Origin of the sequence: Aeromonas sp. R6-1 (assembly GCF_040908165.1) — a bacterium.
Classification (GTDB): domain Bacteria; phylum Pseudomonadota; class Gammaproteobacteria; order Enterobacterales; family Aeromonadaceae; genus Aeromonas; species Aeromonas caviae.
The window spans coordinates 206,358-230,606 of sequence record NZ_JBFODF010000026.1 but is presented as its reverse complement, the minus strand read 5'-3'; the positions used below and the strand labels follow the sequence as shown (position 1 = coordinate 230,606).

The 24,249-nt window shown below is 61.6% G+C and carries 19 protein-coding genes and 1 pseudogene; 8 read left to right on the top strand and 12 right to left on the bottom strand.

Annotation, left to right across the window (positions count from 1 at the left end):
• Window positions 1–40 precede the first annotated feature (40 nt).
• Both AB5Y68_RS07590 and mutT read left to right on the top strand, forming a co-directional pair.
• The gene (locus tag AB5Y68_RS07590; RefSeq protein WP_039040497.1) at window positions 41–1,225 is read left to right on the top strand and encodes a tetratricopeptide repeat protein; all 1,185 of its coding nucleotides are present in this window, start codon (window positions 41–43) and stop codon (window positions 1,223–1,225) included.
• Between the two features lie 8 nt (window positions 1,226–1,233).
• Window positions 1,234–1,638 carry an 8-oxo-dGTP diphosphatase MutT gene (gene mutT / locus AB5Y68_RS07585; RefSeq protein ID WP_171864957.1) on the top strand — a complete coding sequence of 135 codons (405 nt, stop codon included), beginning with the start codon at window positions 1,234–1,236 and terminating at the stop codon, window positions 1,636–1,638.
• 57 nt (window positions 1,639–1,695) lie between these two features.
• On the opposite strand, the gene yacG is transcribed toward mutT, so the two are convergent.
• From yacG to AB5Y68_RS07540, 9 genes are all read right to left on the bottom strand, one after another.
• Window positions 1,696–1,890 (bottom strand): DNA gyrase inhibitor YacG, encoded by a 195-nt coding sequence (yacG, locus tag AB5Y68_RS07580; RefSeq protein ID WP_039040499.1) that lies wholly within the window; start codon window positions 1,888–1,890, stop codon window positions 1,696–1,698.
• 10 nt (window positions 1,891–1,900) lie between these two features.
• On the bottom strand, window positions 1,901–2,623 hold the full coding sequence (zapD, locus tag AB5Y68_RS07575) for a cell division protein ZapD (RefSeq protein ID WP_010675825.1): 723 nt from the start codon (window positions 2,621–2,623) through the stop codon (window positions 1,901–1,903).
• 37 nt (window positions 2,624–2,660) lie between these two features.
• Complete coding sequence (gene coaE, locus AB5Y68_RS07570; protein ID WP_039040500.1) at window positions 2,661–3,275, bottom strand: dephospho-CoA kinase; 615 nt, start codon at window positions 3,273–3,275, stop codon at window positions 2,661–2,663.
• A gap of 18 nt (window positions 3,276–3,293) precedes the next feature.
• Window positions 3,294–4,169, bottom strand: coding sequence for an A24 family peptidase (locus tag AB5Y68_RS07565; RefSeq protein WP_039040501.1), 876 nt, complete (start codon window positions 4,167–4,169; stop codon window positions 3,294–3,296).
• A gap of 77 nt (window positions 4,170–4,246) precedes the next feature.
• Entirely contained in the window at window positions 4,247–5,488 is a 1,242-nt protein-coding gene (locus AB5Y68_RS07560) for a type II secretion system F family protein (RefSeq protein WP_039040502.1), read from the bottom strand.
• 127 nt (window positions 5,489–5,615) lie between these two features.
• Window positions 5,616–7,322, bottom strand: a complete 1,707-nt coding sequence (gene tapB / locus AB5Y68_RS07555; protein ID WP_039040503.1) for a PilB family type IVa pilus assembly ATPase TapB — start codon at window positions 7,320–7,322, stop codon at window positions 5,616–5,618.
• A gap of 3 nt (window positions 7,323–7,325) precedes the next feature.
• The gene (gene tapA / locus AB5Y68_RS07550) at window positions 7,326–7,763 is read right to left on the bottom strand and encodes a type IVa pilus major pilin TapA (protein ID WP_039040504.1); all 438 of its coding nucleotides are present in this window, start codon (window positions 7,761–7,763) and stop codon (window positions 7,326–7,328) included.
• 310 nt (window positions 7,764–8,073) lie between these two features.
• Entirely contained in the window at window positions 8,074–8,949 is an 876-nt protein-coding gene (gene nadC / locus AB5Y68_RS07545; RefSeq protein WP_039040505.1) for a carboxylating nicotinate-nucleotide diphosphorylase, read from the bottom strand.
• Between the two features lie 3 nt (window positions 8,950–8,952).
• Window positions 8,953–9,423 carry a TIGR02281 family clan AA aspartic protease gene (locus AB5Y68_RS07540; protein ID WP_039040506.1) on the bottom strand — a complete coding sequence of 157 codons (471 nt, stop codon included), beginning with the start codon at window positions 9,421–9,423 and terminating at the stop codon, window positions 8,953–8,955.
• A 136-nt stretch (window positions 9,424–9,559) separates the two neighbouring features.
• Between AB5Y68_RS07540 and ampD the strand changes: the two genes are divergently transcribed.
• The 5 genes from ampD (at window position 9,560) to lpdA (ending at window position 17,497) form a co-directional block, all read left to right on the top strand.
• Window positions 9,560–10,132, top strand: coding sequence for a 1,6-anhydro-N-acetylmuramyl-L-alanine amidase AmpD (gene ampD / locus AB5Y68_RS07535; RefSeq protein WP_039040507.1), 573 nt, complete (start codon window positions 9,560–9,562; stop codon window positions 10,130–10,132).
• 276 nt (window positions 10,133–10,408) lie between these two features.
• Window positions 10,409–11,173 (top strand): pyruvate dehydrogenase complex transcriptional repressor PdhR, encoded by a 765-nt coding sequence (pdhR, locus tag AB5Y68_RS07530; RefSeq protein ID WP_010675815.1) that lies wholly within the window; start codon window positions 10,409–10,411, stop codon window positions 11,171–11,173.
• Window positions 11,174–11,256: 83 nt separating this feature from the next.
• Window positions 11,257–13,917, top strand: coding sequence for a pyruvate dehydrogenase (acetyl-transferring), homodimeric type (gene aceE, locus AB5Y68_RS07525; protein ID WP_039040509.1), 2,661 nt, complete (start codon window positions 11,257–11,259; stop codon window positions 13,915–13,917).
• 120 nt (window positions 13,918–14,037) lie between these two features.
• Window positions 14,038–15,921, top strand: a complete 1,884-nt coding sequence (gene aceF, locus AB5Y68_RS07520) for a pyruvate dehydrogenase complex dihydrolipoyllysine-residue acetyltransferase (RefSeq protein ID WP_039040510.1) — start codon at window positions 14,038–14,040, stop codon at window positions 15,919–15,921.
• Between the two features lie 148 nt (window positions 15,922–16,069).
• Window positions 16,070–17,497 carry a dihydrolipoyl dehydrogenase gene (gene lpdA, locus AB5Y68_RS07515; protein ID WP_010675812.1) on the top strand — a complete coding sequence of 476 codons (1,428 nt, stop codon included), beginning with the start codon at window positions 16,070–16,072 and terminating at the stop codon, window positions 17,495–17,497.
• A gap of 73 nt (window positions 17,498–17,570) precedes the next feature.
• Here the strand turns inward: lpdA and AB5Y68_RS07510 are convergent.
• The 3 genes and pseudogenes from AB5Y68_RS07510 to AB5Y68_RS07500 form a co-directional block, all read right to left on the bottom strand.
• Window positions 17,571–17,752, bottom strand: a pseudogene (locus tag AB5Y68_RS07510) (hypothetical protein).
• A 143-nt stretch (window positions 17,753–17,895) separates the two neighbouring features.
• Entirely contained in the window at window positions 17,896–19,542 is a 1,647-nt protein-coding gene (locus AB5Y68_RS07505; protein ID WP_124243695.1) for a methyl-accepting chemotaxis protein, read from the bottom strand.
• Window positions 19,543–19,664: 122 nt separating this feature from the next.
• Complete coding sequence (locus AB5Y68_RS07500) at window positions 19,665–21,575, bottom strand: methyl-accepting chemotaxis protein (protein ID WP_323921951.1); 1,911 nt, start codon at window positions 21,573–21,575, stop codon at window positions 19,665–19,667.
• 273 nt (window positions 21,576–21,848) lie between these two features.
• Here AB5Y68_RS07500 and AB5Y68_RS07495 point away from each other — a divergent pair, with 273 nt between their 5' ends.
• A complete protein-coding gene (locus AB5Y68_RS07495; RefSeq protein WP_039040936.1) occupies window positions 21,849–24,152 on the top strand; it encodes a patatin-like phospholipase family protein in 2,304 nt (767 codons plus the stop codon).
• Window positions 24,153–24,249 lie beyond the last annotated feature (97 nt).

The window sequence follows — 24,249 nt, the reverse complement described above, 5'->3', positions numbered from 1 at the left end:
CTCCGGGCGGTGTATTCATTTTCGGACCAAGGAGGGGACGATGAGCAGATTGCCGGCGGGATGGGATGGGGAGGCACATGGGCACTGGCTGCAGGAGAGACGCCAGGAGGCGATCCGTTGTGTGCTGAGCAGGCTGAACGCAGAGACGAACAAATCCGTTCCCCTGCAACTGCAGTTTGCCTATTACCTATTTTTGTCCGGCGATCCCGCTTCGGCGGCACAGGTGCTGACGCTGGCGTACCGGTCCGCGCCCGATAACACTGAGGTGCTGCGCAATCTCTGTGTCTGCCTCTCGCGCTCCGATCAGCATGAGCGGGCCGTGACGCACCTGGCCGAATTGGTGCGGCGCGAGCCGGATGATTATCTGGTCCATGACGGGCTTTGCACTTCCCTTGCCAAGCTAGGACGCCATGAAGAAGCGGTACAAGCGGGAACCCGTGCCCTGACTCTCAAGGATGAGGCCGTCTCGCAGCCTGTCGCGGGGTGGGTGCTGCCGGCAGAGGGGCCGGATGTCTGGCTCGCGGAGCAGGGGGACAAGCAGGCAGTCATCGCCTTCTCCTTGTGGGGAGCACAGCCTCGCTATTTGCGGGGAGCGCTCGACAATGTGCTGGCCGCAGCTTACCTCTATCCGGGCTGGCGGGTGCGCTTCTATGTGGATGGCAGTGTCCCTCAGGGGTTTCTGGCCTGCCTGCAGGAACATGGCGCCGAGATAAAGGTGCAGCCCGATGGTCAATCCCAGCGTCAGCGCCTATGCTGGCGCTTCCAGGTCGCCAATGATCCCGGAGTGGGGCGCTTCCTTGTGCGCGATGCGGACTCCGTGCTGAATCTGCGGGAGCGGCTGGCGGTCGATGACTGGCTTGCATCGGGGCGCTGGTTCCATATCATGCGTGACTGGTGGAGCCACACCGATCTGGTGCTGGCCGGCATGTGGGGCGGTGTGGCCGGTGTGCTGCCTCCCCTTGCGCCGCTGATGGCGAGCTATCAGCCCAGTACCATGGAAACACCGAACATCGACCAGTGGTTCTTGCGAGACTGTTTATGGCGCTATCTGCGCCAGAGCGCACGGGTACACGATCGTTGTTTCACTCCGCCCGGTGCGGTGCCCTGGCCGCAGGTTGCGCCGCCGGGCAATGAGCATGTCGGGCAGGATCTCTTCAGGGCCCGGGGGGATCAGCAGGCCATTCGGCTTGCCCCCTGGATCGCCCGTTTGCCGTGTTTACGCTGAGGACAATGATGGAACAGAAGAAACGGATCTGGGTGGCGGTGGGCGTCATCGAGAACGAACGGGGCGATATCTTCATCGCCAAACGCTCAGCCGATCGCCATCAGGGGGATCGCTGGGAGTTTCCCGGTGGCAAGGTGGAGTCGGGGGAGGATCTGCTCACCGCGCTGGACAGGGAATTGTGGGAAGAGATCGGGATCCGGGTGCAGGATTGTGCCCCCTTCATGGAGCTGCACCACGACTACCCCGACAAGCAGGTCTTGCTGGATATCTGGAAGGTGACCCGCTTCCACGGCGAGCCCTTTGGCAAGGAGGGGCAGGAGTGCCGCTGGGTGCCACTGGCCTCGCTGCACGAATACCGCTTCCCGGATGCCAACGGCCCCATCGTCGCGCGGTTGCAGGCCTCGCTAGCCTGAAAGGGAATCGATACCAACGAAAAAGGGCCTGAGGGCCCTTTTTTGATCGTGAAGTGTTTATTGCCAGGGATCGCCCTGTTCCGGGTCGGGCAGAAGATCCGGGTTGATCTCGCCCGGGATGCGCTTCTGTTCATCCGCCCACTCGCCGAGGTCGATCAGCTGGCAGCGCTTGCTGCAGAAGGGGCGAAACGGGCTCTGCGGACCCCATTCGATCTCGCTCTGACAGGTCGGACACTTTACCTTGGTCACCATGGGGCGCTCCTCAACAACAGGCGAGCTGGAAGGAAACGTCGCCTATCTGCTGTTCCGTCGTCGGCAGGAAGCGCAGGGCGAAGCGGTTCTTGTGGCCGCTCAGGGTCGGATAGCAGGGCTGGGTGCCCGCCAGACGGATGCGGATCAGTTCAGCCCCTTCGGCGGTATCCTGGAAGAAGCCGTTGGTGGCCACCTGGTCGCTGAAGTTGCCCGACTCGCGCCACAGGCGCAGCAACAGGGAGATGGCGTTCATCAGCAGGGTGATGTCACTCAGCCATTGCTGCATCTGCTGGTGGCGGGTAACGGCCGGGGTCGCCAGCCAGTGGTGCAGTTGCGGCACATCGAAGGCGCACAGACCACCCGGAATGGAGAAGCGCTGACGAATGGAGCCGAGCAGGCGATCCTCTTTGAGACGGGCGCCGGGGCGCGGGGAGTTCAGCAGGTTGCGGGAGAGCTGGGTACTCTCCTGCTGCATCCGCTGGATCTGCTCGAGATCGACGTCAGGCAGACTGGCCCAGTGGCTCAGGCGTTGGCCGAGGCGCTCCAGATCCTTGATGAGATCGGCACGCAGGTCACCACGCTCCAGCAACTCCTGCAAATCGAACAACCCCTTGAAGAAGGCGATATGTGCCCAGGACTGGTCACTCTCCAGATTGTCGCGGATCTGGGAAAACAGGGACTCCAGACGAAGATAGGTCCGGCTTTTTTCATTGAGGGGAAAATCGTAAATCATGCCTAATCCTGGCCAGCCATAAACCGGCCTAGTGTACTCACAGTTGGTGGGCTTGTTGAGAGGCAAATGCCAGATATGTCTGGTGCAGGGCGAAAATTCGCTGCCAGATGGTCTCACTCGTACCACTCTGGTTGTCCAGGACGTCGTCGGCCATCGCCAGGCGCTCGCTGCGGCTCGCCTGGGACGCCAGTATCGCCTGGGCCTGTTCCCGACTGACGCCATCGCGGCGGCAGGTACGCTCGATTTGCGTCGCTTCGTCCACATCGATCACCAGTACCCGATCGGCGAGGGAAGTGAGCCTGTTTTCCACCAGCAAGGGGACGACCAGCAGGCAGTAGGGGGAGCGGGTTGCCGCACACTGGCGCAGCATCTCGGTGCGGATGAGGGGATGGAGCAGGGCATTGAGCCACTCCTTGGCCTGCGAATCGGTGAAGATCCGCTCTCGCAGCCGGCGGCGATCGAGCTGGCCATCGGGGGCAACGACATCCGGGCCAAAATGGGCGGCGATGGCAGCCAGAGCAGGGGTGCCGGGCTCCACTACCTCGCGGGCGATGATGTCCGCATCCACCACCTCGATGCCCAGCTCGGCAAAGCGGTTGGCAACCGTGGTCTTGCCGCTGCCGATTCCCCCTGTGATTGCGACTACATACATGGGTCAGAGATCCTTTTGCTAGAGCACGACATCAAGATACCAGCGGGTGATGCTATCGCCCCACAGCAGCGTTATCCAGCCCGCGATGGCGAGATAGGGGCCAAAGGGAATGGGTTTGCCCTGGTGGTGGTTGCGCAGCAGGATGAGACTGATGCCGATGATGGCGCCCGCCAGCGAAGAGAGCAGCAGCACGATGGGCAAGGCTTGCCAGCCCAGCCAGGCGCCCAGTGCCGCCAGCAGTTTGAAGTCGCCATAGCCCATCCCTTCCTTGCCGGTCAGCAGCTTGAAGGCCCAGTAGAGGCTCCAGAGCACCAGATAACCAGCCATGGCGCCGACCACCCCATCGGCCAGGGGCACGAAACCGCCCGCCAGATTGAACAGCAGGCCACCCCAGAGCAGGGGCAGGGTGAGCTGATCCGGCAAGAGCATCTTGTCCAGGTCGATGAAGGTCAGTGCGACCAATGTCCAGGTGAGCAACAGAGCGGCAAGGGTGCCCCAGCCGGGGGCAAGCGCGGCTGCTACCGAGACCGACAGCAGGGCGGTGAGCAGCTCGACCAGGGGATAGCGAGCCGAAATGGGGGCGTGGCAGTTGCGGCAGCGCCCCCTGAGCCATAGCCAGCTCAGCAGGGGAATGTTCTCCAGTGCCCCTATGGGGTGGTCGCAGTGGGGGCAGCGGGAGCGAGGCACCATGAGGTTGTATCGTCCGGTTGCAGGAGGAGTCTCTTCATCGTCACCGAAATAGTCGCTGTATTCGGCATGCCAGGCCCGCTCCATCATGATGGGCAGGCGATGGATCACCACGTTCAGGAAGCTGCCCACCATCAGGGAGAAAAGGAAAATCAAGGAGAGATAGAGCCAGGGCAAGCCCTGGGCCAGTTCGATCAAAGGCACCATAGATCAATCGCTTGTGTCGGGAACGGGGATGACAGATGGCCGGGGGAAATGCACCGCCCGGCCCTCTGTCGAGGGGGTCAGTGTATCACAGAGCCCAGCTTGAAGATGGGGAGGTACATGGCCACGACCATGCCGCCGACCAGCACCCCGAGCACCACCATGATGATGGGTTCGAGCAGGCTGGTGAGGCCGTCGACCATGTCGTCCACCTCCTGTTCGAAAATGGCGGCGACCTTGGAGAGCATGTCGTCGATGGCGCCGGATTCCTCACCGATCATCACCATCTGGGTCACCATGTCGGGGAAAAGATCCACGGTGCGCATGGCGACGTTGATCTGCATGCCGGCCACCACCTCGTTGCGAATGGCCATGATCGCAGTGCGATAGACATAGTTGCCGGATGCTCCGGCCGCCGAGACCAGGGCATCCACCAGCGGGATACCGGCGGAGAAGGTGGTAGAGAGGGTGCGGGCAAAACGGGCCATGGCCGCCTTGTGCAGTATGTTGCCCACCACGGGAATGGTGAGGATGAACTTGTCCGTGTTGTCCCTGACCTTCTGGGATTTTCGCCAGGCCCGCACATAGAGGAAGACGGCGAGAGCCGCGCCGCCAAAGATGGCGTACCACCACTCCTGCATAAAGCGGGAGATGGCGATGACGAACCGGGTAAAGGCGGGCAGCTCGGCACCGAAGCTCTTGAAGATATCCTCGAACTGGGGAATGACGAAGAGCAGCAGGATGGAGGTGACGACGATGGCCACCAGAATGACCATGGACGGATAGAACATGGCCTTCTTGATCTTGGATTTGAGGGCTTCGTTCTTCTCGCGGTAGATGGCGATACGGTCGTAGATGGTCTCCAGGGCACCGGATTGCTCTCCGGCCTCGACCAGGTCGCAATAGAGGTCGTCGAAGTGGCGGGGATGGCGGCGCAACGCCTCCGAGAGCGGGGTGCCCGTTTCCACATCGGCGGCGATCTGGCCGATGAGTTCGCGCACCGCCGCTTTCTCGTGGCCGCGAGCAATGATCTGAAGACTCTGCACCAGAGGCACGCCGGCGGAGAGCATGGTGGTGATCTGGCGGGAGATGACGGCGATGTCCATCGGCTTGATCTTGGCGCCGCCCTTGGAGAAGAGCCCCTGGCTCTGCTTGCTGACCCTGGTGACGTTGACGCCCTGCTTGCGCAGCTCGGCCTTGACGGTGGTGATGCTGTCGGCTTGCAGCTCGCCTGAGACCTTCTGTCCCTTGCGGTTGACGCCGTGCCAGCGGTAGGAGAAGACTTTTTTCGGTGCGTTGCGTTTTTGAGCTAATGTGGCCATCACTGCATCCTGCAATTGGGCGACGGTGGCCGGATGCTGCTGCCTGTCCGGCTCATCTTGGCTTGAAGAAGGTCATCGGGGTGATGGCAGCGGCTTCACCCGGCGAGATGACTCGGGCACTGCGAACTCAGTTGGTGGTGATCCTGTTGATTTCGGCCAGGCTGGTGACGCCAAGACGCGCTTTCTCGAGGCCGGATGTACGCAGGGTGCGCATCCCTTCCTTCTGGGCTATCGCGGCAATCTGCAGCGAGTTGGCTCCCTGCATGATGAGTTTGGCGATGTTGTCGGACATCAGCATGATCTCATAGATGCCGACCCGGCCTCTGTAGCCTCCCGAGCACTCCTTGCATCCCACGGGCTTGAACAGCCGCAAACCAGCGGCCAGTTGCTGCTGGGTGAAGCCCAGCTCCAGCAACTCGGCTTCCGGCACCACTTCCGGCGCCTTGCAGTGATCGCAGAGTTTGCGGGCAAGGCGCTGGGCCATGATGAGGGTGACCGAAGAGGCGATGTTGAAGGCCGGCACCCCCATGTTCATCATCCGGGTGAGCGTTTCTGCCGCCGAGTTGGTGTGCAGGGTGGAGAGCACCAGGTGACCGGTCTGGGCGGCCTTGATGGCGATCTCGGCGGTTTCCAGATCCCGTATCTCCCCTACCATGACGATGTCGGGATCCTGGCGCAGGAAGGAGCGCAGGGCGCTGGCGAAGGTGAGCCCCGCCTTGGGATTGATCTGCACCTGGTTGACGCCGGGCAGGTTTATCTCAACCGGATCTTCGGCGGTGGAGATATTGACCTCGCTGGTGTTGAGGATGTTGAGGCCGGTATAGAGTGAGACCGTCTTGCCTGACCCCGTCGGGCCGGTCACCAGGATCATGCCCTGAGGTTTGGAGAGGGCGTGAAGGTATTGCGTCTTCTGCCGGTCGTCAAAGCCGAGCTGATCGATATTGAGCCGGGCGGCCGAGGAGTCCAGCAACCGGATCACGATCTTTTCGCCCCACATGGTGGGCAGGGTGTTGACACGCATGTCCATGGATCTGTTGCGTGAGATCTTGAGCTTGATCCGGCCATCCTGGGGCAGGCGCCGTTCGGCAATGTCGAGCCGTGCCATCACCTTGAGGCGAGCCGCGAAGCGGTTGGCCAGGTTGACCGGCGGCGTGGCGACTTCGTGCAGTATGCCGTCTACCCGAAAGCGGATCCGGTACTTGGTCTCGTAGGGTTCGAAATGTAGGTCGGAGGCCCCGCGCTTGATGGCATCCATCATGATCTTGTGGATGTATTTGACGATGGGGGCGTCATCGTCCGCGGTGTTGACGCTCTCGTCGAGGCGGGAACTCTCGTCGGAGACCTCGAGTTCGGAGATCTCGGCCTCGTCGATATGATCCATGCCCAGGCTATCCTGCTCGCTCTCCATCAGCTTGCCGATGGCGGCGGTCAGCTTGCTCTCTTCGACCAGCAGGGCTTCCGTGTGCAGGCCAAAACTGAAGCCAAAATCCTCCAGAGCCGACACATTGGTCGGATCGGACATGGCGATATAGAGAGTATGCCCCTGGGTGTAGATGGGCAGGACATGGTGCTTTTCAATCAGCTTTTGATTGAGGTATTTCTGCGGGATCTCGGCGAGATCGAAGGCCGCCAGATCCAGTAGAGGTACCCCATATTCCAGCTCGCAGAAATCGGCGAGGGCTTTGCTGTCGAGGATGTCGTTTTCAATCAGGAAGGTGACAAAGGGCTTGCGCTGCGCCTTGGCCTGGCTCAGATAGCGCTGTGAGTCCAGCTCACTGAGGAGGGAAGAAGCGGCCAGGCTGGTTGCTAGGCCGCTATTGGGACTTGAGGTCATGCGTTAGCAGATACCGGCCGCTACACAAGAACCCACTGCACCAGATGGGTTGGCAGCCCAATTAACTTTCCCACTCTGAACTGTTGGGAGCAGAATATATGTTTCACCACTCAGTCCGTTGGTGTTGACGGCTGTTGCCGTAATCCGGTTGTTAGCTGCATCAACTGTGACTGATGCGACATTTCCATTCGCGGCTGAAATATTGGCAGGAACACCATTTGTACCTGCATCACAAGTGGATAAGGTTCCGTTAGCGGCCGCTGTGGTTTGAGCACACACTTCAATAGCTGATTTAAATGAGCCAGTTGAAGCGACAACCTCCGAGAACTTCGCTTTCTTGGTGTAGGTCTGATACGCCGGCAGGGCGATGGCGGCCAGAATGGCGACGATCGCGACCACTATCATCAATTCGATTAGCGTGAACCCTGACTGTTTTTTCATGTCAAATATCCTTTTTTCCATGTGTCCTGAGAAGTACCGGTGGAATTCTATCCACACGCAGTATCTTATCCGAGCGCTTCGGGTTGGCAACAGAGGCAGGGCCCTTGTTAACCACTTTTCTGTCATTTAGTGAAAATTATAGAAAAATCAAAGATTAAATGGTTTCCATTGACGCTGTTCAAGGTTGGGGAGGGCCCATCTTCACACTCCTTATGTCGTGGGATCCTGCATAAAGAAAAGGCGCCGATGGCGCCTTTTGCAAGTTTCGAGCCCTGTAATATTTCTGGGCCAAATGACAGGTTTGACGCGCTCAGCCCTCGGCAACGTCTTCCATAAAGCGCATCGAGAGGTCCAGCGCCCGCACGTGTTTGGTTAGGGCGCCCACCGAGATAAAGTCGACGCCGGTGGCCGCATAGTCGGCCAGCGTCTCCAATGTGACGTTACCGGAGACTTCCAGCTTGGCGCGGCCCTGATTGAGGGCTACCGCCTCTTTCATCATGGGCACGTCGAAGTTGTCCAGCATCACGATGTCAGCCCTGGCTGCCAGCGCCTGCTCCAGCTCGGCCAGGGACTCCACCTCCACTTCCACCGGCTTGCCCGGGTTGAGGCGGCGCGCTTCTGTGATGGCTTCGCTTATGCCGCCGCAGGCGAGGATGTGGTTTTCCTTGATGAGGTAGGCATCATAAAGCCCGATGCGATGATTCTTGCCGCCCCCGCAGGTGACCGCATACTTCTGGGCGCTGCGAAGGCCTGGCAGGGTCTTGCGGGTATCGAGCAGGCGGCAGTCGGTGCCCTCCAGCTCGGCCACGTAGCGGGCGGTCAGGGTGGCGACGCCGGACAGGGTTTGCACGAAGTTCAGGGCATTGCGCTCGCCGGTCAGCAGCACCCGGGCCGGGCCGTGAAGGCGAAACAGCTCCTGATTGGGGGAGAGGCGCTCGCCATCCTGAACCTTCCACTCCACTTTGACCTCGCCGCCGAGCTGGGCAAACACCTCGTCGACCCAGGGTTGACCGCAGAATACGCCGGCCTCGCGGGTGATGACCCGCGCCGTCGAGATGCGGTCGGCCGGGATCAGCTGGGCGGTGATATCGGCGCTGGCATCCGGTTGATCCAGTGTGGTGAGGGCATCGCCCAAGTCTTCGAGTAGTGCGGCGCGCACGGCGCGGCGGATGTCCTGTTGTAACATGCCTTATTCCTGCAAGGGTCTGAGAAGCAACTGCCTGTCTTTCTGACGTAATTCCAGCCGGCCCAGGGCATTCATGCCCACCAGGATCTCCTCCCCGTCGGCAGCCGGATTGATAAAGACGGACAAATCGTACAGGGTCAGCGGACCCATCGCCAGGCTTTCGATCCGGCCGGTCTGAACCTGGATCTGGCCCGCCGCCGTATTGACCAGGCTGCTACCGGTGGCGACGAGACCGAGGCGTGACGCCACCTGGCTCGGTATGGTTACCCGGGTGGCCCCCGTGTCCAGCAGCAGTTGCACCGGCTGGTCGTTGATGGCACCCTCCAGACGATAGTGACCGCTGGCATCGGCCTTGAGCAGCAGCTCCCCGTTGGCGGTCACGCTGGGTTTGGCGCTGGAATAGAAGTAGAGGGTCAGCAGACTCAGCAGCGAGAGCCAGGCCAGCAGCCAGAGACGGCGTGCCATCGGGTGCATATGGGATCCAGTGCCTTGCAGGTGATGGCTCAGCCTAACACAGCTTTACCCATGGATTCAGAGGCTTGTTTCCGGTTTCTTGCGGCGGCGAGCACAATTCATGGCGTCCCTCTCCCCATTGTGAGTCGAGCAGACGATGACACAACCCACAACCCTGTTTTCCATCGATCGAGAAGGATGGTGCGAGCAGGCCCGCAAGGTGCCTTCCCCCCATCACAATGAGAGGCTCAGCCCGGAGGATGTCTCCTTGCTGGTGATACACGGCATCAGCCTGCCCCCGGGGCAGTTTGGTGGCCCCTTTATCGACGATCTGTTTCTGGGGCGGCTCGATCCCGGTGCTCACCCCTATTTCGCCGGTATTCATCAACTGAGGGTCTCGGCCCACTGCCTGATCCGCCGCGATGGGGAACTGGTACAGTACGTGCCTTTTGGCGCCAGGGCATGGCATGCGGGAGTCTCGAGCTGGGAGGGGAGGGAGGCGTGCAACGATTTTTCCATCGGGATCGAACTGGAAGGGACCGACGAGCTTCCCTACAGCGACAAGCAATACGAGGTACTGTCGGACCTCAGCCGGGCGATTGTTCACCGTTATCCCGCCATCACGGCGGACCGTATTGTCGGCCACTGCGACATCGCGCCGGGCCGCAAGACGGATCCGGGTGACAGTTTCGAATGGCCTCGCTATCGGGAAAAGCTTCACTTTGAGTGAAAAATCTAAAAATTATTTTGTGTTTTTAGAATCAATGGCTTGCCTTGTCTGGCAAGCCATTTTTCATGCTGTTGAACAAATGTTATCGGTGAGCAAGCTCACAAATATTGGTCAGACCATTTTCTATGAGCTATATCATGATTTCGCGTTTTTACCCCCAAAGTGGCAATCGAGCTTCTTGATTCAGATCATCTTTTGGGTGGACTTTTTTCAAGCCCTCTGCTAATTTTCGCCCCAACCATAAAATTGGTAATACCAATTTAACAAAGTAGCCTCATGCCCTATATCAAGATAACTCAGCCCAAGCTGGCCGACGCCATTGTCGCCGAGCTGGAAAGCATGATTCTGGAAGGCAGCCTGCAGCCTGGCCAGAAGTTGCCGCCCGAGCGGGAACTCGCCATCCAGTTTCAGGTGTCGCGCCCTTCCTTGCGCGAAGCCATCCAGCGCCTGGAAGCGAGAGGACTCTTGTATCGTCGTCAGGGCGGTGGCACTTACGTACAAAATGCCCTGAGCAAGGGGATCGCCGACCCCCTGTTCGAACTGCTCAGCACTCACCCGGAAGCCCAGTACGACCTGCTGGAGTTTCGTCACGCGCTGGAAGGCATCTGTGCCTACTATGCGGCGCTGCGGGGCACCGAGGCTGATTTCGAACGGATTCGCCTGGCGCAAGCCGCCATCGAAGAAGCCGGTCAGCAAGGGTCGCTGGTGGTCGAATCGGCCGCCGTGACCCAGTTCTATCTGGCCGTGGCCGAGGCCTCCCACAACGTGGTGCTGCTGCACCTGTTGCGGGCCATGGGCCCCATGCTCGAGCAGAACATTTTACGCAATAACGAAATTTTGAATCGCCGTCCGGGAGTGGTCGCCAAGATCCGTCGCCATCGTGCGAGCCTGATCGAGGCTATCCTGTCGGGGGCTCCGGAGCGGGCCAGGGCTGCTTGTCATGAGCACCTGGCCTTTATCGAGGACACCTTGTTGGATATGCAGAGGGAAGACAGCCGGATCCAGCGATCCATGCGTCGGATCCGTCAGCAGGAAAACTAATCCCACAAGGCTTTCTTAATTGTCGAATGCTTGCGCCCTTCGCCGTGCAATGCCGTGCAATCACAACAACATAGGAACCAGCCATGTCTGATATCCTGAAGAACGATGTGGACCCGATAGAAACGCTGGAGTGGCTTGCCTCTCTGGAATCCCTGCTGCGTGAAGAGGGTCCGCAACGCGCTCAGTTCATCCTTGAACAGTTGGCCGAGAAAGCCCGCGCAAGCGGTGTGGACGTGGCTGCCAAGGCAAACCGCGACTACATCAACACCATCCCGTCCAGCGACGAGCCGGCCTACCCGGGCGACCTGGAAATGGAACGCCGCATTCGCGCCATCATCCGCTGGAACGCCATGATGATCGTGCTGCGCGCCTCCAAGAAGGACCTGGACCTGGGTGGTCACATGTCTTCCTTCGCTTCTTCCGCGACCATCTATGAAGTCTGCTACAACCACTTCTTCCGTGCCCGCAACGAGAAGGACGGTGGCGATCTGGTCTACTTCCAGGGTCACATCTCCCCGGGCATCTATGCCCGTGCATTCGCCGAAGGTCGCCTGACCGAAGAGCAGCTGGACAACTTCCGTCAGGAAGTGGATGGCAAGGGTATCCCTTCCTACCCGCACCCGAAACTGATGCCGGAATTCTGGCAGTTCCCGACCGTTTCCATGGGTCTGGGCCCCATCGCCGCCATCTATCAGGCGCGTTTCCTGAAGTACCTGACCGACCGTGGCATCAAGGATTGCTCCGAGCAGACCGTTTACGCCTTCCTGGGTGACGGCGAGATGGACGAGCCGGAAGCCAAGGGTGCCCTGACCGTTGCCGTGCGTGAAAAGCTCGACAACCTGGTGTTCGTGGTCAACTGCAACCTGCAGCGTCTGGATGGTCCGGTTGTCGGCAACGGCAAGGTCATCAACGAGCTGGAAGGTCTGTTCGCCGGCGCTGGCTGGGACGTGACCAAGGTCATCTGGGGTCGCAAGTGGGATGAGCTGCTGAAGAAAGATACTTCCGGCAAGCTGATCCAGCTGATGAACGAGACCGTGGACGGTGACTACCAGACCATGAAGTCCCGTGACGGTGCCTACGTGCGCGAGCACTTCTTCAACCGTTACCCGGAAACCGCTGCGCTGGTCAAAGACATGACCGACGAGGAGATCTTCGCCCTGAACCGCGGTGGTCACGACCCCCGCAAACTGTTCGCCGCCTTCTCCAAGGCTGCACAGACCAAGGGCAAGCCGACCGTGATCCTGGCCAAGACCATCAAGGGTTATGGCATGGGCGAAGCGGCCGAAGGCAAGAACATCGCTCACCAGGTCAAGAAGATGGATCTGGGCTCCGTGCGTCACCTGCGCGATCGTTTCAACCTGCCGGTCACCGACGAGCAGCTGGAAAACCTGCCGTACCTGAAGATCGAAGAGGGTACCGAAGAGCACAAGTACCTGCACGCCCGCCGTGCCGCACTGAAGGGCTATGTACCGACCCGTCTGCGCGAGAGCACCACCAAGCTGGAAATCCCGGCGCTGGATGCCTTCGGTCCGCTGCTGGGTGAACAGGCGCGCGAAATCTCCACCACCATGGCGTTCGTGCGTTCCCTGAACGTGATGCTGAAAGACAAGTCCATCGGCAAGCGCATCGTCCCGATCCTGGCTGACGAAGCCCGTACCTTCGGTATGGAAGGCCTGTTCCGCCAGATCGGTATCTACAGCCCGCACGGTCAGCAGTACACCCCGCAAGACCGCGACATCGTCTCCTACTACAAGGAAGACAAGCAGGGTCAGGTTCTGCAAGACGGTATCAACGAGCTGGGCGCCATGTCCTCCTGGCTGGCTGCTGCGACCTCTTACAGCACCAACGACTGCCCGATGATCCCGTTCTACATCTACTACTCCATGTTCGGCTTCCAGCGGATCGGCGACATGGCGTGGGCAGCCGGTGACCAGCAAGCCCGTGGCTTCCTGCTGGGCGCGACCTCCGGTCGTACCACTCTTAACGGAGAGGGCTTGCAGCACGAAGATGGTCACAGCCACATCCTGGCCAACACCATCCCGAACTGCATCTCCTACGACCCGTCCTACGCCTATGAAGTGGCGGTGATCGTACAGGACGGCCTGCGCCGCATGTACGGTGAGAACCCGGAGAACGTGTTCTACTACATCACTACCCTGAACGAGAACTATGCCATGCCGGCCATGCCGGAAGGCGCCGAGGAAGGCATTCGCAAGGGTATCTACAAGCTGGAAACCGTGGCCGGCACCAAGGCCAAGGTACAGCTGCTGGGTTGTGGTTCCATCCTGGGTCACGTGCGCACTGCCGCCCAGATCCTGGCCAGCGAGTACGGCGTGGGTTCCGACGTGTTCAGCGTCACCTCCTTCAACGAACTGGCTCGTGACGGTCAGGACGCGGATCGCTGGAACATGCTGCACCCGACCGCCGAAGCGCGTGTGCCCTACATCGCTCAGGTACTGGGTTCCGAAGCCACCATCGCCGCGACCGACTACATGAAGTCCTTCGCCGATCAGGTGCGTGCCTTCGTTCCGACCGAGAACTACCGTGTACTGGGTACCGACGGTTACGGCCGCTCCGACAGCCGTGCCAACCTGCGTCGTCACTTCGAAGTGAACGAGTTCTACGTAGTGGTTGCAGCCCTGACCGAACTGGCCAAGCGCGGCGAGGTAGACAAGCAGGTTGTGGCCGAGGCCATCGCCAAGTACGGCATCGATGCCGACAAGGTCAACCCGCTGTACGCGTAAGAGGATTGAGTGTCGCGCCGGGTATCCGGCGCGACCTTGCCTGGGTTTAAACGGATAACGCGGGATGCGCGTGGTGATGCTCAGGCTGCCACGCGGATGCACGCAAGAGGATAAAGCGCAATGTCCAAACAGATTATGGTGCCGGATATCGGTGCTGATGAAGTTGAAGTCACCGAGATCATGGTGGCCGTGGGTGACAAGGTCGAACTGGACCAGTCCCTGATCGCCGTGGAAGGTGACAAGGCCTCCATGGAAGTCCCGGCACCCGCCGCCGGTATCGTCAAAGAGATCCTGATCAAGGTGGGCGACAAGGTTGCCACCGGTTCCCAGATCATGGTCTTCGAAGCCGAGGGTGCTGCCGCACCGGCTCCGGTCCAGGCTGCTGCCGCGCCGGCTGCCGCTCCTGCTGCTGCCGCTCGCCAGGACGTCAACGTGCCGGACATCGGTGGTGACGAAGTCGAAGTGACTGAGATCATGGTTGCCGTGGGCGACATGGTTGAAGCCGACCAGTCCATCATCGCCGTGGAAGGTGACAAGGCCTCCATGGAAGTACCGGCACCGTTCGCCGGCCGCGTGGTCGAGATCAAGGTCGCCGCCGGCGCCAAGGTTTCTACCGGCTCCCTGGTGATGGTCTTCGAAGTGGCGGGCGCTGCCCCGGCCGCTGTTGCCGCGCCGGCTCCTGCTGCTGCCCCCGTGGCTGCCGCTGCTCCGGTTGCCGCCGGTGCCAAGGACGTCAACGTGCCGGACATCGGCGGTGACGAAGTGGAAGTGACCGAAATCATGGTCGCCGTGGGTGACAAGGTTGAAGCCGACCAGTCCCTGATCACCGTGGAGGGCGACAAGGCCTCCATGGAAGTGCCTGCGCCGTTCGCCGGTGTGGTCAAGGAGATCAAGGTGAAGGCGGGTGACAAGGTCTCCACCGGTTCCCTGATCATGGTATTCGAAGTGGCGGGGGCCGCTCCGGCTGCCGTGGCTGCTCCGGCTCCTGCCGCAGCGCCCGTTGCTGCCGCTCCGGCTGCCGCCGCTCCTGCACCGGTTGCCCAGGCTGCTGCCGCCTCCGATTTCGTCGCCAACGACGCCTACGTTCACGCCTCCCCGGCAGTACGCCGTCTGGCGCGCGAGTTCGGTGTCAACCTGGCCAAGGTGAAAGCCTCCGGTCGCAAGGGTCGCATCGTCAAAGAAGACGTGCAGGCTTACGTGAAGGATGCGGTCAAGCGCGCCGAGTCCGCTCCGGCTGCCGGCACCGGCACTGGCAACGGCATGAGCGTCGTGGCCTGGCCGAAGGTTGATTTCAGCAAGTTCGGCCCGGTCGAAGAGCTGGAACTGACCCGTATCCAGAAGATCTCCGGTCCTGCCCTGCACCGCAACTGGGCCATGATCCCCCACGTCACCCAGTTCGACGAAGCCGATACCACGGATCTGGAAGCGTTCCGCAAAGAGCAGAACATCCTGGCCGAGAAGCAGAAGCTGGACGTGAAGATCACCCCGCTGGTGTTCATCCTGAAGGCGGCCGCCAAGGCCCTGGAAGCCCATCCGCGCTTCTGCAGCGCCCTGTCCGAAGACGGCAGCAAGCTGATCATGAAGAAGTACATCCACATCGGTGTGGCGGTGGATACCCCCAACGGCCTGGTGGTTCCGGTGGTTCGCGACGTCAACAAGAAGGGCATCCACGAGTTGTCCCGCGATCTGGCCGAGATCTCCAAGAAGGCCCGTGCCGGCAAGCTGACCGCTGCCGACATGCAGGGCGGTTGCTTCACCATCTCCAGCCTGGGTGGCATCGGCGGTACCAGCTTTACCCCGATCGTCAACGCGCCGGAAGTGGCCATCCTGGGCGTCTCCAAGTCCGAGATGAAGCCGAAGTGGAACGGTAAAGAGTTCGTGCCGCGCCTGATGCTGCCGCTGGCTCTGAGCTACGACCACCGCGTCATCGATGGCGCCGACGGTGCCCGCTTCATCACCACCCTGAGTGGTGTGTTGTCCGACATTCGTCGACTGGTCCTGTAAGTGAGAGGGCGGGCCCAGAGCCCGCCCTTTTTGCTTCTCATTTCGTTAACAGGATTGTAAACTTGCCCCGTTTTTTTCACGGCTGCAGCGGCCTTGTTTGGCATAAGACTGTGCTGTCCGGGGATATAAGAACGACAAAGAGGTCATGATGAGTAAAGAAATCAAAACCCAGGTCGTAGTACTGGGTGCTGGCCCTGCCGGTTATTCCGCTGCCTTCCGTGCGGCTGACTTGGGTCTGGATACCATTATCGTCGAGCGTTACTCCACCCTGGGTGGCGTCTGCCTGAACGTGGGTTGCATCCCGTCCAAGGCACTGCTGCACGTCGCCAAAGTCATTGAAGAAGCCAAGGCGCTGGCCGAGCACGGCATCGTCTTCGGTGCCCCGCAGACCGACATCGACAAGGTGCGTCTGTGGAAAGAGAAGGTCATCAACCAGCTGACCGGCGGTCTGGCTGGCATGGCCAAGATGCGTAAAGTCCAGGTTGTTAACGGTTTCGGCAAGTTCACCGGTCCGAACACCCTGGAAGTGGAAGGTGCCGACGGCAAGACCACCGTCACCTTCGACAACGCCATCATCGCCGCCGGTTCCCGTCCGGTGAAGCTGCCGTTCATCCCCCATGACGACCCCCGCGTATGGGACTCTACCGATGCGCTGGAGCTGACGACCGTTCCTGGCAAGCTGCTGGTCATCGGTGGCGGCATCATCGGTCTGGAGATGGGTACCGTGTACTCCTCCCTGGGTTCCGAGATCGACGTGGTGGAGTTTGCCGACCAGCTGGTACCGGCTGCCGACAAAGACATCGTCAAGATCTACACCAAGCGCGTTGCCAAGAAATTCAACATCATGCTGGAGACCAAGGTCACCGCCGTTGAAGCCCGTGAAGACGGCCTGTACGTCTCCTACGAAGGCAAGCACGCCCCGGCCGAGCCGGTTCGCTACGACAACGTGCTGGTTGCCGTAGGCCGTGTGCCGAACGGCAAGATGCTGGATGCCGAGAAGGCTGGTGTTGCCGTCAACGAGCGCGGTTTCATCGAAGTCGACAAGCAGCTGCGTACCAACGTGGCCCACATCCACGCCATCGGCGACATCGTCGGTCAGCCCATGCTGGCCCACAAGGGTGTACACGAAGGCCACGTGGCGGCCGAAGTCATCGCCGGCAAGAAGCACTACTTCGACCCGAAAGTGATCCCGTCCATCGCCTATACCGAGCCTGAGATGGCCTGGGTGGGTCTGACCGAGAAGGAAGCCAAGCAACAGGGTCTGAACTTCGAAGTCGCCACCTTCCCGTGGGCTGCTTCCGGTCGCGCCATCGCGTCCGACTGCTCCGACGGCATGACCAAGCTGATCTTCGACAAGGAGAGCGGCCGCGTCATCGGTGGTGCCATCGTGGGCACCAACGGCGGTGAACTGCTGGGTGAGATCGGTCTGGCCATCGAGATGGGTGCCGACGCCGAAGACATCGCGCTGACCATCCACGCTCACCCGACTCTGCACGAGTCCGTGGGTCTGGCTGCCGAAGTGTTCGAAGGCTCCATCACCGACCTGCCGAACGCCAAGGCCAAGAAGAAAAAATAATCTTCTGCCCGTTTCATAAGAAAAGCCGCTCCATGGAGCGGCTTTTTGTTGTCTGTCTTTCGGCACCCTGCGGTCAGCAGCGCCCCTTCTTGGCCTGTCCCGGTGGGCAGAAGGTACCGTCGCCTCCGCGATCCCCATCACTGACCCGGATCCGGGTATCGTCCACGCTCACATCGGCCCCGTGCACCCGCACGGGCCCGCTGCTGCAGGCACTGAGCAGCCCCCCCGCACGATCATCACGACCAGCTTGCCCATCATACCTCCTCGCGTTTTCCTGATTATGAGGCATGTGGCAGGGCGGTGGGAGACGACGTATCCCCCGTGCGTCACGGCTTGCCGTGGTCATGAAGAAGGGCGCCGAAGCGCCCTGGTGCGGGTCAGGAAGAGGTGCCGGACGCTCAGAGGCGGAAGTTGCCGACCAGTTTGTCGAGCTCGCCGGAGAGGTGCTGCAGGTTGCGGCTCGATTCGGTCAGGTGATGGGCGATATCGGCGGTCTCCATGGTGAGCTGGTTGATGTCCTCCACGTTGCGGTTGAGCTCCCCCACCACGCTCGACTGCTCTTCGGTGGCGGTGGCGACCTGGATGTTCATGTCGCTGATCTGGGTGATGTGTCCGGTGATCTGGTCGAGGGCGCCGTTGGCCTCGTCGGCCTGGGTCACCACCCGCAGGCTCTGGTTGCGGCCCTGGGCCATGGCGCTGACGGCGCGGGCGCTCTGCTCCTGGAGGCTATTGATCATGCCCTGGATCTCGGCGGTGGAGGCGGCGGAGCGGCTGGCGAGGTTGCGCACCTCGTCAGCCACCACGGCGAAGCCACGGCCCTGCTCGCCGGCGCGGGCGGCCTCGATGGCGGCGTTGAGGGCCAGCAGGTTGGTCTGCTCCGAGATGCTGCGGATGGTGTCGAGGATGCTGCCGATGGAGTCGGTCTGGCTCGCCAGGGACTCGATGACCCCGGCCACCTGTTCGATTTCACCGGAGAGGCCGACGATGCCGTGACGAGCCTGGGCGACGACCTGGGCCCCCGCATCGGCCTGCTCGTTGGCCTGCTTGGCGACGTCGGCGGCGAGAGACGCATTGCCGGCGATCTCGGTGACGGTGGCCCCCATCTCGTGGATGGCGGTGGCGACCTGGACGGTGCGATCCCGCTGGGCGGTGCAGTTGTGCTGGGTGAGCTGGGCCTTGGCGGCCACCTCGCTGGCGGTGGCGGCCACCTGGCGGGAGTTGCTCGCCACCTGCACGATGGCCCCGTGGATCCGGGTCACGAACTGGTTGAAGCTGTGGGCAATCTCGGCCAGCTCGTCCTTGCCGGTGAGACTGGCGCGGCTGTCGAGGGCGAGGTGGCGGGCCACTTCGCCAATATGGGATTGCAGGAAGGAGACCCGGCGGCGCAGCCCGATGAGGATGAGGGTCGAGACGAGCAGCGAGATGGCGATGGCGATGACGATGATGGCGATCATCTGGGTACGACCGCTGTCATAGCTGTTTTCGCTCAGGTCGTTGCGATGCTGGGCCTGACCTATCAACCCGTCGAGCAGCTCATTGGCGCCCTTGCGCATGACCCCGTAGCTCTGGCTGTAGCGATCCCGGTAGATGGCGCGAGCCTCGTCCATCTTGTTGTCAGAGAGCGCCTGCAACATGGGGGTCAGCTCCTCCCGCTCCACCCGGGTAAATTGATCGAGCAGGGTCTGGGCCCTGGCCCGGGCGTCCGGATCGACCTGGGCCTTGACGGCCTGCTCCATGGCTTGGCGCATCTCGGGAATGTCTTCCTCGCGCGTCTCCTTGACCCGGGTCAGCACCCCCTTTTCGTCGCGCAGGGAGGTGTCTTGCAACAGCATCATGTCGATGCCGACGCGCATGCGCGGGATGCGGGAGGCCACTTCCGCCATGGCCCGCATGGGGGTGGCGGTATTCTGGAACAGCTCTTCGGCCTGCTGCCTGATGTTGTCCATGCTGCGCAGACTGGCGGCGCCAACCAGCAGCAGGGCGAGACAGGGCACGGTGACGGCCAGGATCAGTTGGGTTTTGATGGTGAGGTTGCCTGCCAGCATGTTGACTCCTTGGTGTGTTGCTGTGTCGCTACTGTAGCGGCTTGTCATGACGGTTCGCCGTCATGGGGGTCGGTATTCCCTGTCGACCCGGTGAAAAAAGGGCGCCGCAGCGCCCTTTCATCTTATAACCGGAAGTTGCCGACCAGCTTGTCGAGCTCGCCGGAGAGCTGTTGCAGGCTGCGGCTGGACTCGGTCAACTGGTGGGCGATGTCGGCGGTCTCCATGGTGAGCTGGTTGATGTCCTCCACGTTGCGGTTGAGTTCGCCCACCACGCTGGACTGCTCTTCGGTGGCGGTGGCGACCTGGATGTTCATGTCGCTGATCTGGGTGATGTGCCCGGTGATCTGGTCGAGGGCGCCGTTGGCCTCGTCGGCCTGGGTCACCACCCGCAGGCTCTGGTTGCGCCCCTGGGCCATGGCGCTGACGGCGCGGGCGCTCTGCTCCTGGAGGCTGTTGATCATGCCCTGGATCTCGGCGGTGGAGGCGGCGGAGCGGCTGGCGAGGTTGCGCACCTCGTCGGCCACCACGGCGAAGCCACGGCCCTGCTCGCCGGCACGGGCGGCCTCGATGGCGGCGTTGAGGGCCAGCAGGTTGGTCTGCTCCGAGATGCTGCGGATAGTGTCGAGGATGCTGCCGATGGAGTCGGTCTGGCTCGCCAGGGACTCGATGACCCCGGCGACCTGCTCGATTTCACCGGAGAGGCCGACGATGCCGTGGCGGGCCTGGGCGACGACCTGGGCCCCCGCATCGGCCTGCTCGTTGGCCTGCTTGGCGACGTCGGCGGCGAGAGACGCATTGCCGGCGATCTCGCTGACGGTGGCTCCCATCTCGTGGATGGCGGTGGCGACCTGGACGGTGCGATCCCGCTGGGCGGTGCAGTTGTGCTGGGTGAGCTGGGCCTTGGCGGCCACCTCGTTGGCGGTGGCGGCGAGCTGGCGGGAGTTGCTCGCCACCTGTTCGATGGAGCCGTGGATCTTGGCGACAAAGTTGTTGAAGCCGGTCGCCACCTGGGCCAGTTCGTCACGGCCATCGACCTTGAGGCGATGGGTGAGGTCGCCATCACCGCTGCCGAGTTCGCGGAACAGGCGGGCCAGTTCGTTGAGGGGGCGGCTCACGGAGCCGGCCAGGAGGACGCCGAGCAGCCCCATGCCGACGGCGATAGCCAGGCTGACCAGCACCATGTGCAGGCGTGCTCTGTCCAGTTCGGCATAAATCTCGGCCTCCGGCACCTGGGCCACCAGGTACCAGTCGAGCAGGGGGATGTAGCTGCTGGCCAGGATCACGGGCTGGCCGTCGACCTCGGCACGGGTGGCGGCAAAGGGCTGCTTGTTGAGCAGGTTGGTGCTGCTGCCGCTGGCCAGCTGGGTCAGGTTGTCCCGATCGATGCGGGCGGCGTCGGGGTGCAGCTTCACCTTGCCGCTGCCATCTGTCATGAAGACGAAGCCGCTGTCGCCGATGCGGAAGTTGGCGAGCATGCTGACCATGCTGTCGAGGGATTTGGCGAGGCCGGCGAGGCCGCGTCCGTCGAGCTGCTGGAAGTTGACGAACAGTTTTACCTCGCCATTGCTCTCCCGAAAGATGCTGAGCATCAGATCCTGGCGGCTCTTGGTGTAGTCATAGAACCAGTTGTCCTGCTCGTGGTTCAGGATGCGCAGAAAACCGTCCTGGTTGTAGTAGGCGGCACTCTGGCGATCGGCGAAGGAGGCGGTGACCAGGCCATACTGGCTCGTCATGTCCTTGAGCTGGTTGATGAGGATGGACTCCTGCTCCTTGGGCATGCCGCGCTCGACCCAGTCCAGCACGAAGCGGTCGTTGGCAAGCTGTCTGGCGGCATTGGCGACCGAGGTGAGATCCTTTTCGATCTCCTTGCCGATGCGCTGGGTCAGGTTGGGCAGCTCCTGCTCGAACATGCGGTTCTCGATCAGTTGCTGGGCAGAACGCTGGCTGAAATAGCCCACCAGCAGGCAGGAGAGGGCCACGGCGAGGATGACGGTGGCCAGAATTTTCTGTTTCAGTGTCAGGCTTGCGAACATAAGGGTGACTCGGAAGTGTGAACCAGGGTTGAACTCATAATAGCGGCTGATTTGGCGCGCTCTTGAGGCGGCGGGGGCGTTTATTGTCGATTAACGTTTGCGCTCACACCCGGATTGGACTGGATTGGCGCCCGATTTTGCCAAGACATCGTCGCAAGCGGGGCGACCCCTCGCCAGCACCCCGGCTTGCGGTTAAAGTGCTTGCACTTATAGTAGGCTGCACCTGACTGGCGGCCTGCCCGCTCGACCCGCACCGGATTTATGGACTCTCATATGCACATCTTTCATCGGGGATGGACCCACCTGCTCGTGCTCCTGCTGGCGACCCTGCCGTTCATGGCGGCGGCCGGAGCCAATGATCCCGCGCCTTCGGCCAAAAACCCGGGGGCAACCAAGATGGATCGTCCGAAGATTGCCCTGGTACTGAGCGGCGGCGGGGCCAAGGGGTCGGCCCATATCGGGGTGCTCAAGGTGCTGGAGGCAAAGCACATCCCGGTGGACATCATCGTCGGGACCAGCATGGGCTCCTATGTGGCGGGCATGTATGCCATGGGGCTCAGCGCCGAGGAGGTGGAGCGCACGACGCTGGCCATCGACTGGAACAAGGGCTATCAGGACAAGGTGGGGCGGGACGAGCTCTCCCTGCGCAAGAAGCAGCAGACCGAGAAGTACCAGCTGCGCACCGACATCGGGGTCAACGGTGACCAGACCCAGCTGCCGGACGGCTTCTTCCAGGGGCAGTCCATGGCCAGCCTGCTGCGCCACGCCACCTCCAACCTGCCGGCGCAAAAGAGCTTCGACAACCTGCCTATCCCCTATCGCGCGGTGGCGACCGACATGGAGACGGTGACCCCCTTCGTGCTGGATCACGGCAGCCTCGCCAAGGCGATGCAGGCCTCCATGTCCATTCCCGGTGCCCTCAAGCCGGTGGACTGGGACGGCCGCATCCTGGCCGACGGCGGCACGGTCAACAACATGCCGGTAGACGTGGCCAAGGCCATGGGGGCCGACGTGGTGATCGCGGTGGACATCAGCGCCAAGCTGCGTACCCGGGAGTCCCTCAAGTCGGGATTGGCCATGATCGATCAGCTCACTACCTACATGACCCAGGTGGGGACCGAAAAGCAGAAGGCGCTGCTCGGCCCCAGGGACATCCTGCTGACCCCCGAGTTCGGCAACATGGGGATCGCCGACTTCGCCCTGATGCCGGAGGGGATCAAGATCGGGGAGGCGGTCGCCAACAGTGCAGCGGCCCGGCTCGATGCGCTCTCTCTCTCGCCCGCCGCCTACGCCGACTATCGCAACGGCAAGCTGAGCCGGCGCGCCGAGCGCAGCGGCCAGCCCGCCTACTACATCGACAAGGTGGAGATCATCAACAAGTCGCGCCTCTCCGACGACACGGTGCGGGCCATGCTGAACGTGCGTCCGGACAAGGTGCAGACCTACGAGAGCCTGGAGGCGGGGATCCGTCGCCTCTACGCCCTGGAGTCGTTCGATCGCATCACCTACGAGGTGGAGGAGCGGGACGGGGAGAACGTGCTGGTGGTGGACGCCAGCGAGAAGAACTGGGGGCCGGGTTATCTCAACTTCCAGCTCGGTTTCTCCGATGACTTCGAGAGCAGCTCCAACTACAACGTCGGCATGTCCTACACCCTGACCAACGTCAACGACTGGGGAGGCGAGTGGCTGACCGAGGCGTCCCTCGGGACCGCCAAGCACCTCAAGACCGACTTCTACACCCCGCTGGAGCCCTCCCAGACCTACTTCGGCGAGACGAGCCTGGCCTACGACAAGACCCAGCGACGCGTCTTCTTCCCGGAAGAGAGCAGGTCGTCGTCCGGGGTCAGCTATCTGGACTCCGAGTACAGCTTCACCAGCGTGGATCTCGCCGTCGGCTGGAATCGCCAGCCCTGGAGCCGCTTCTCCCTTGGACTGGAGGGCAAGATCGGCAGCGTGGAGATCCAGAACCTCACCAACGCGGATGCCGATGCCTCCGCCTGGGGACCCTACATCCGCTTCGAGCACGACACCCTCGACAGCCGCTACTTCCCCTATCAGGGGGTCTACTGGGACATCAAGGGGGGCTACTCCTACGTCGATCTCGATCCCTCGGACGGCCCCTCCGAGCAGGCCGAGGGGGTGAATTACCGGCTGGTGATGATCAAGCCCTGGTCCTGGGACAGGCACAGCCTCAACCTGATGCTGGAAGGGGGCGGCTCAAGCTCCCAGGAGACGGTACCGCTGTTCGTGCAGGATCTGGGGGGGCTGTTCCGCATGTCCGGCTTCCAGCATTACCAGTTGAGCGGTCGCTACAGCCTGTTTGGCGGATTGCGCTACATCTACCGGGTGGCGGACAACGACTTCGGTGCCTTCAAGGCGCCCCTGTTCCTCGGGGGCTCCCTCGAGCAAGGGGGGGTCTGGGACAAGGGAGAGGACATCAGCATCGAATCCTCCTATACCTCGGGTTCCCTCTATATGGGGGTGGAGAGTTTCCTCGGTCCCATCTTCCTCGGCTATGGCGTGGCGGAGGGGGGACACGACATGTTCTATCTGCAATTGGGCACTACGTTCCAATAAGGGCGAAATGCTGCCTTTTTGTTAACTCACCTTGGGCGGGCGGCTTGTCACTCTAAAAAAACCTAATGGGTTTATATGGTTATGCTGGTTTGATGAA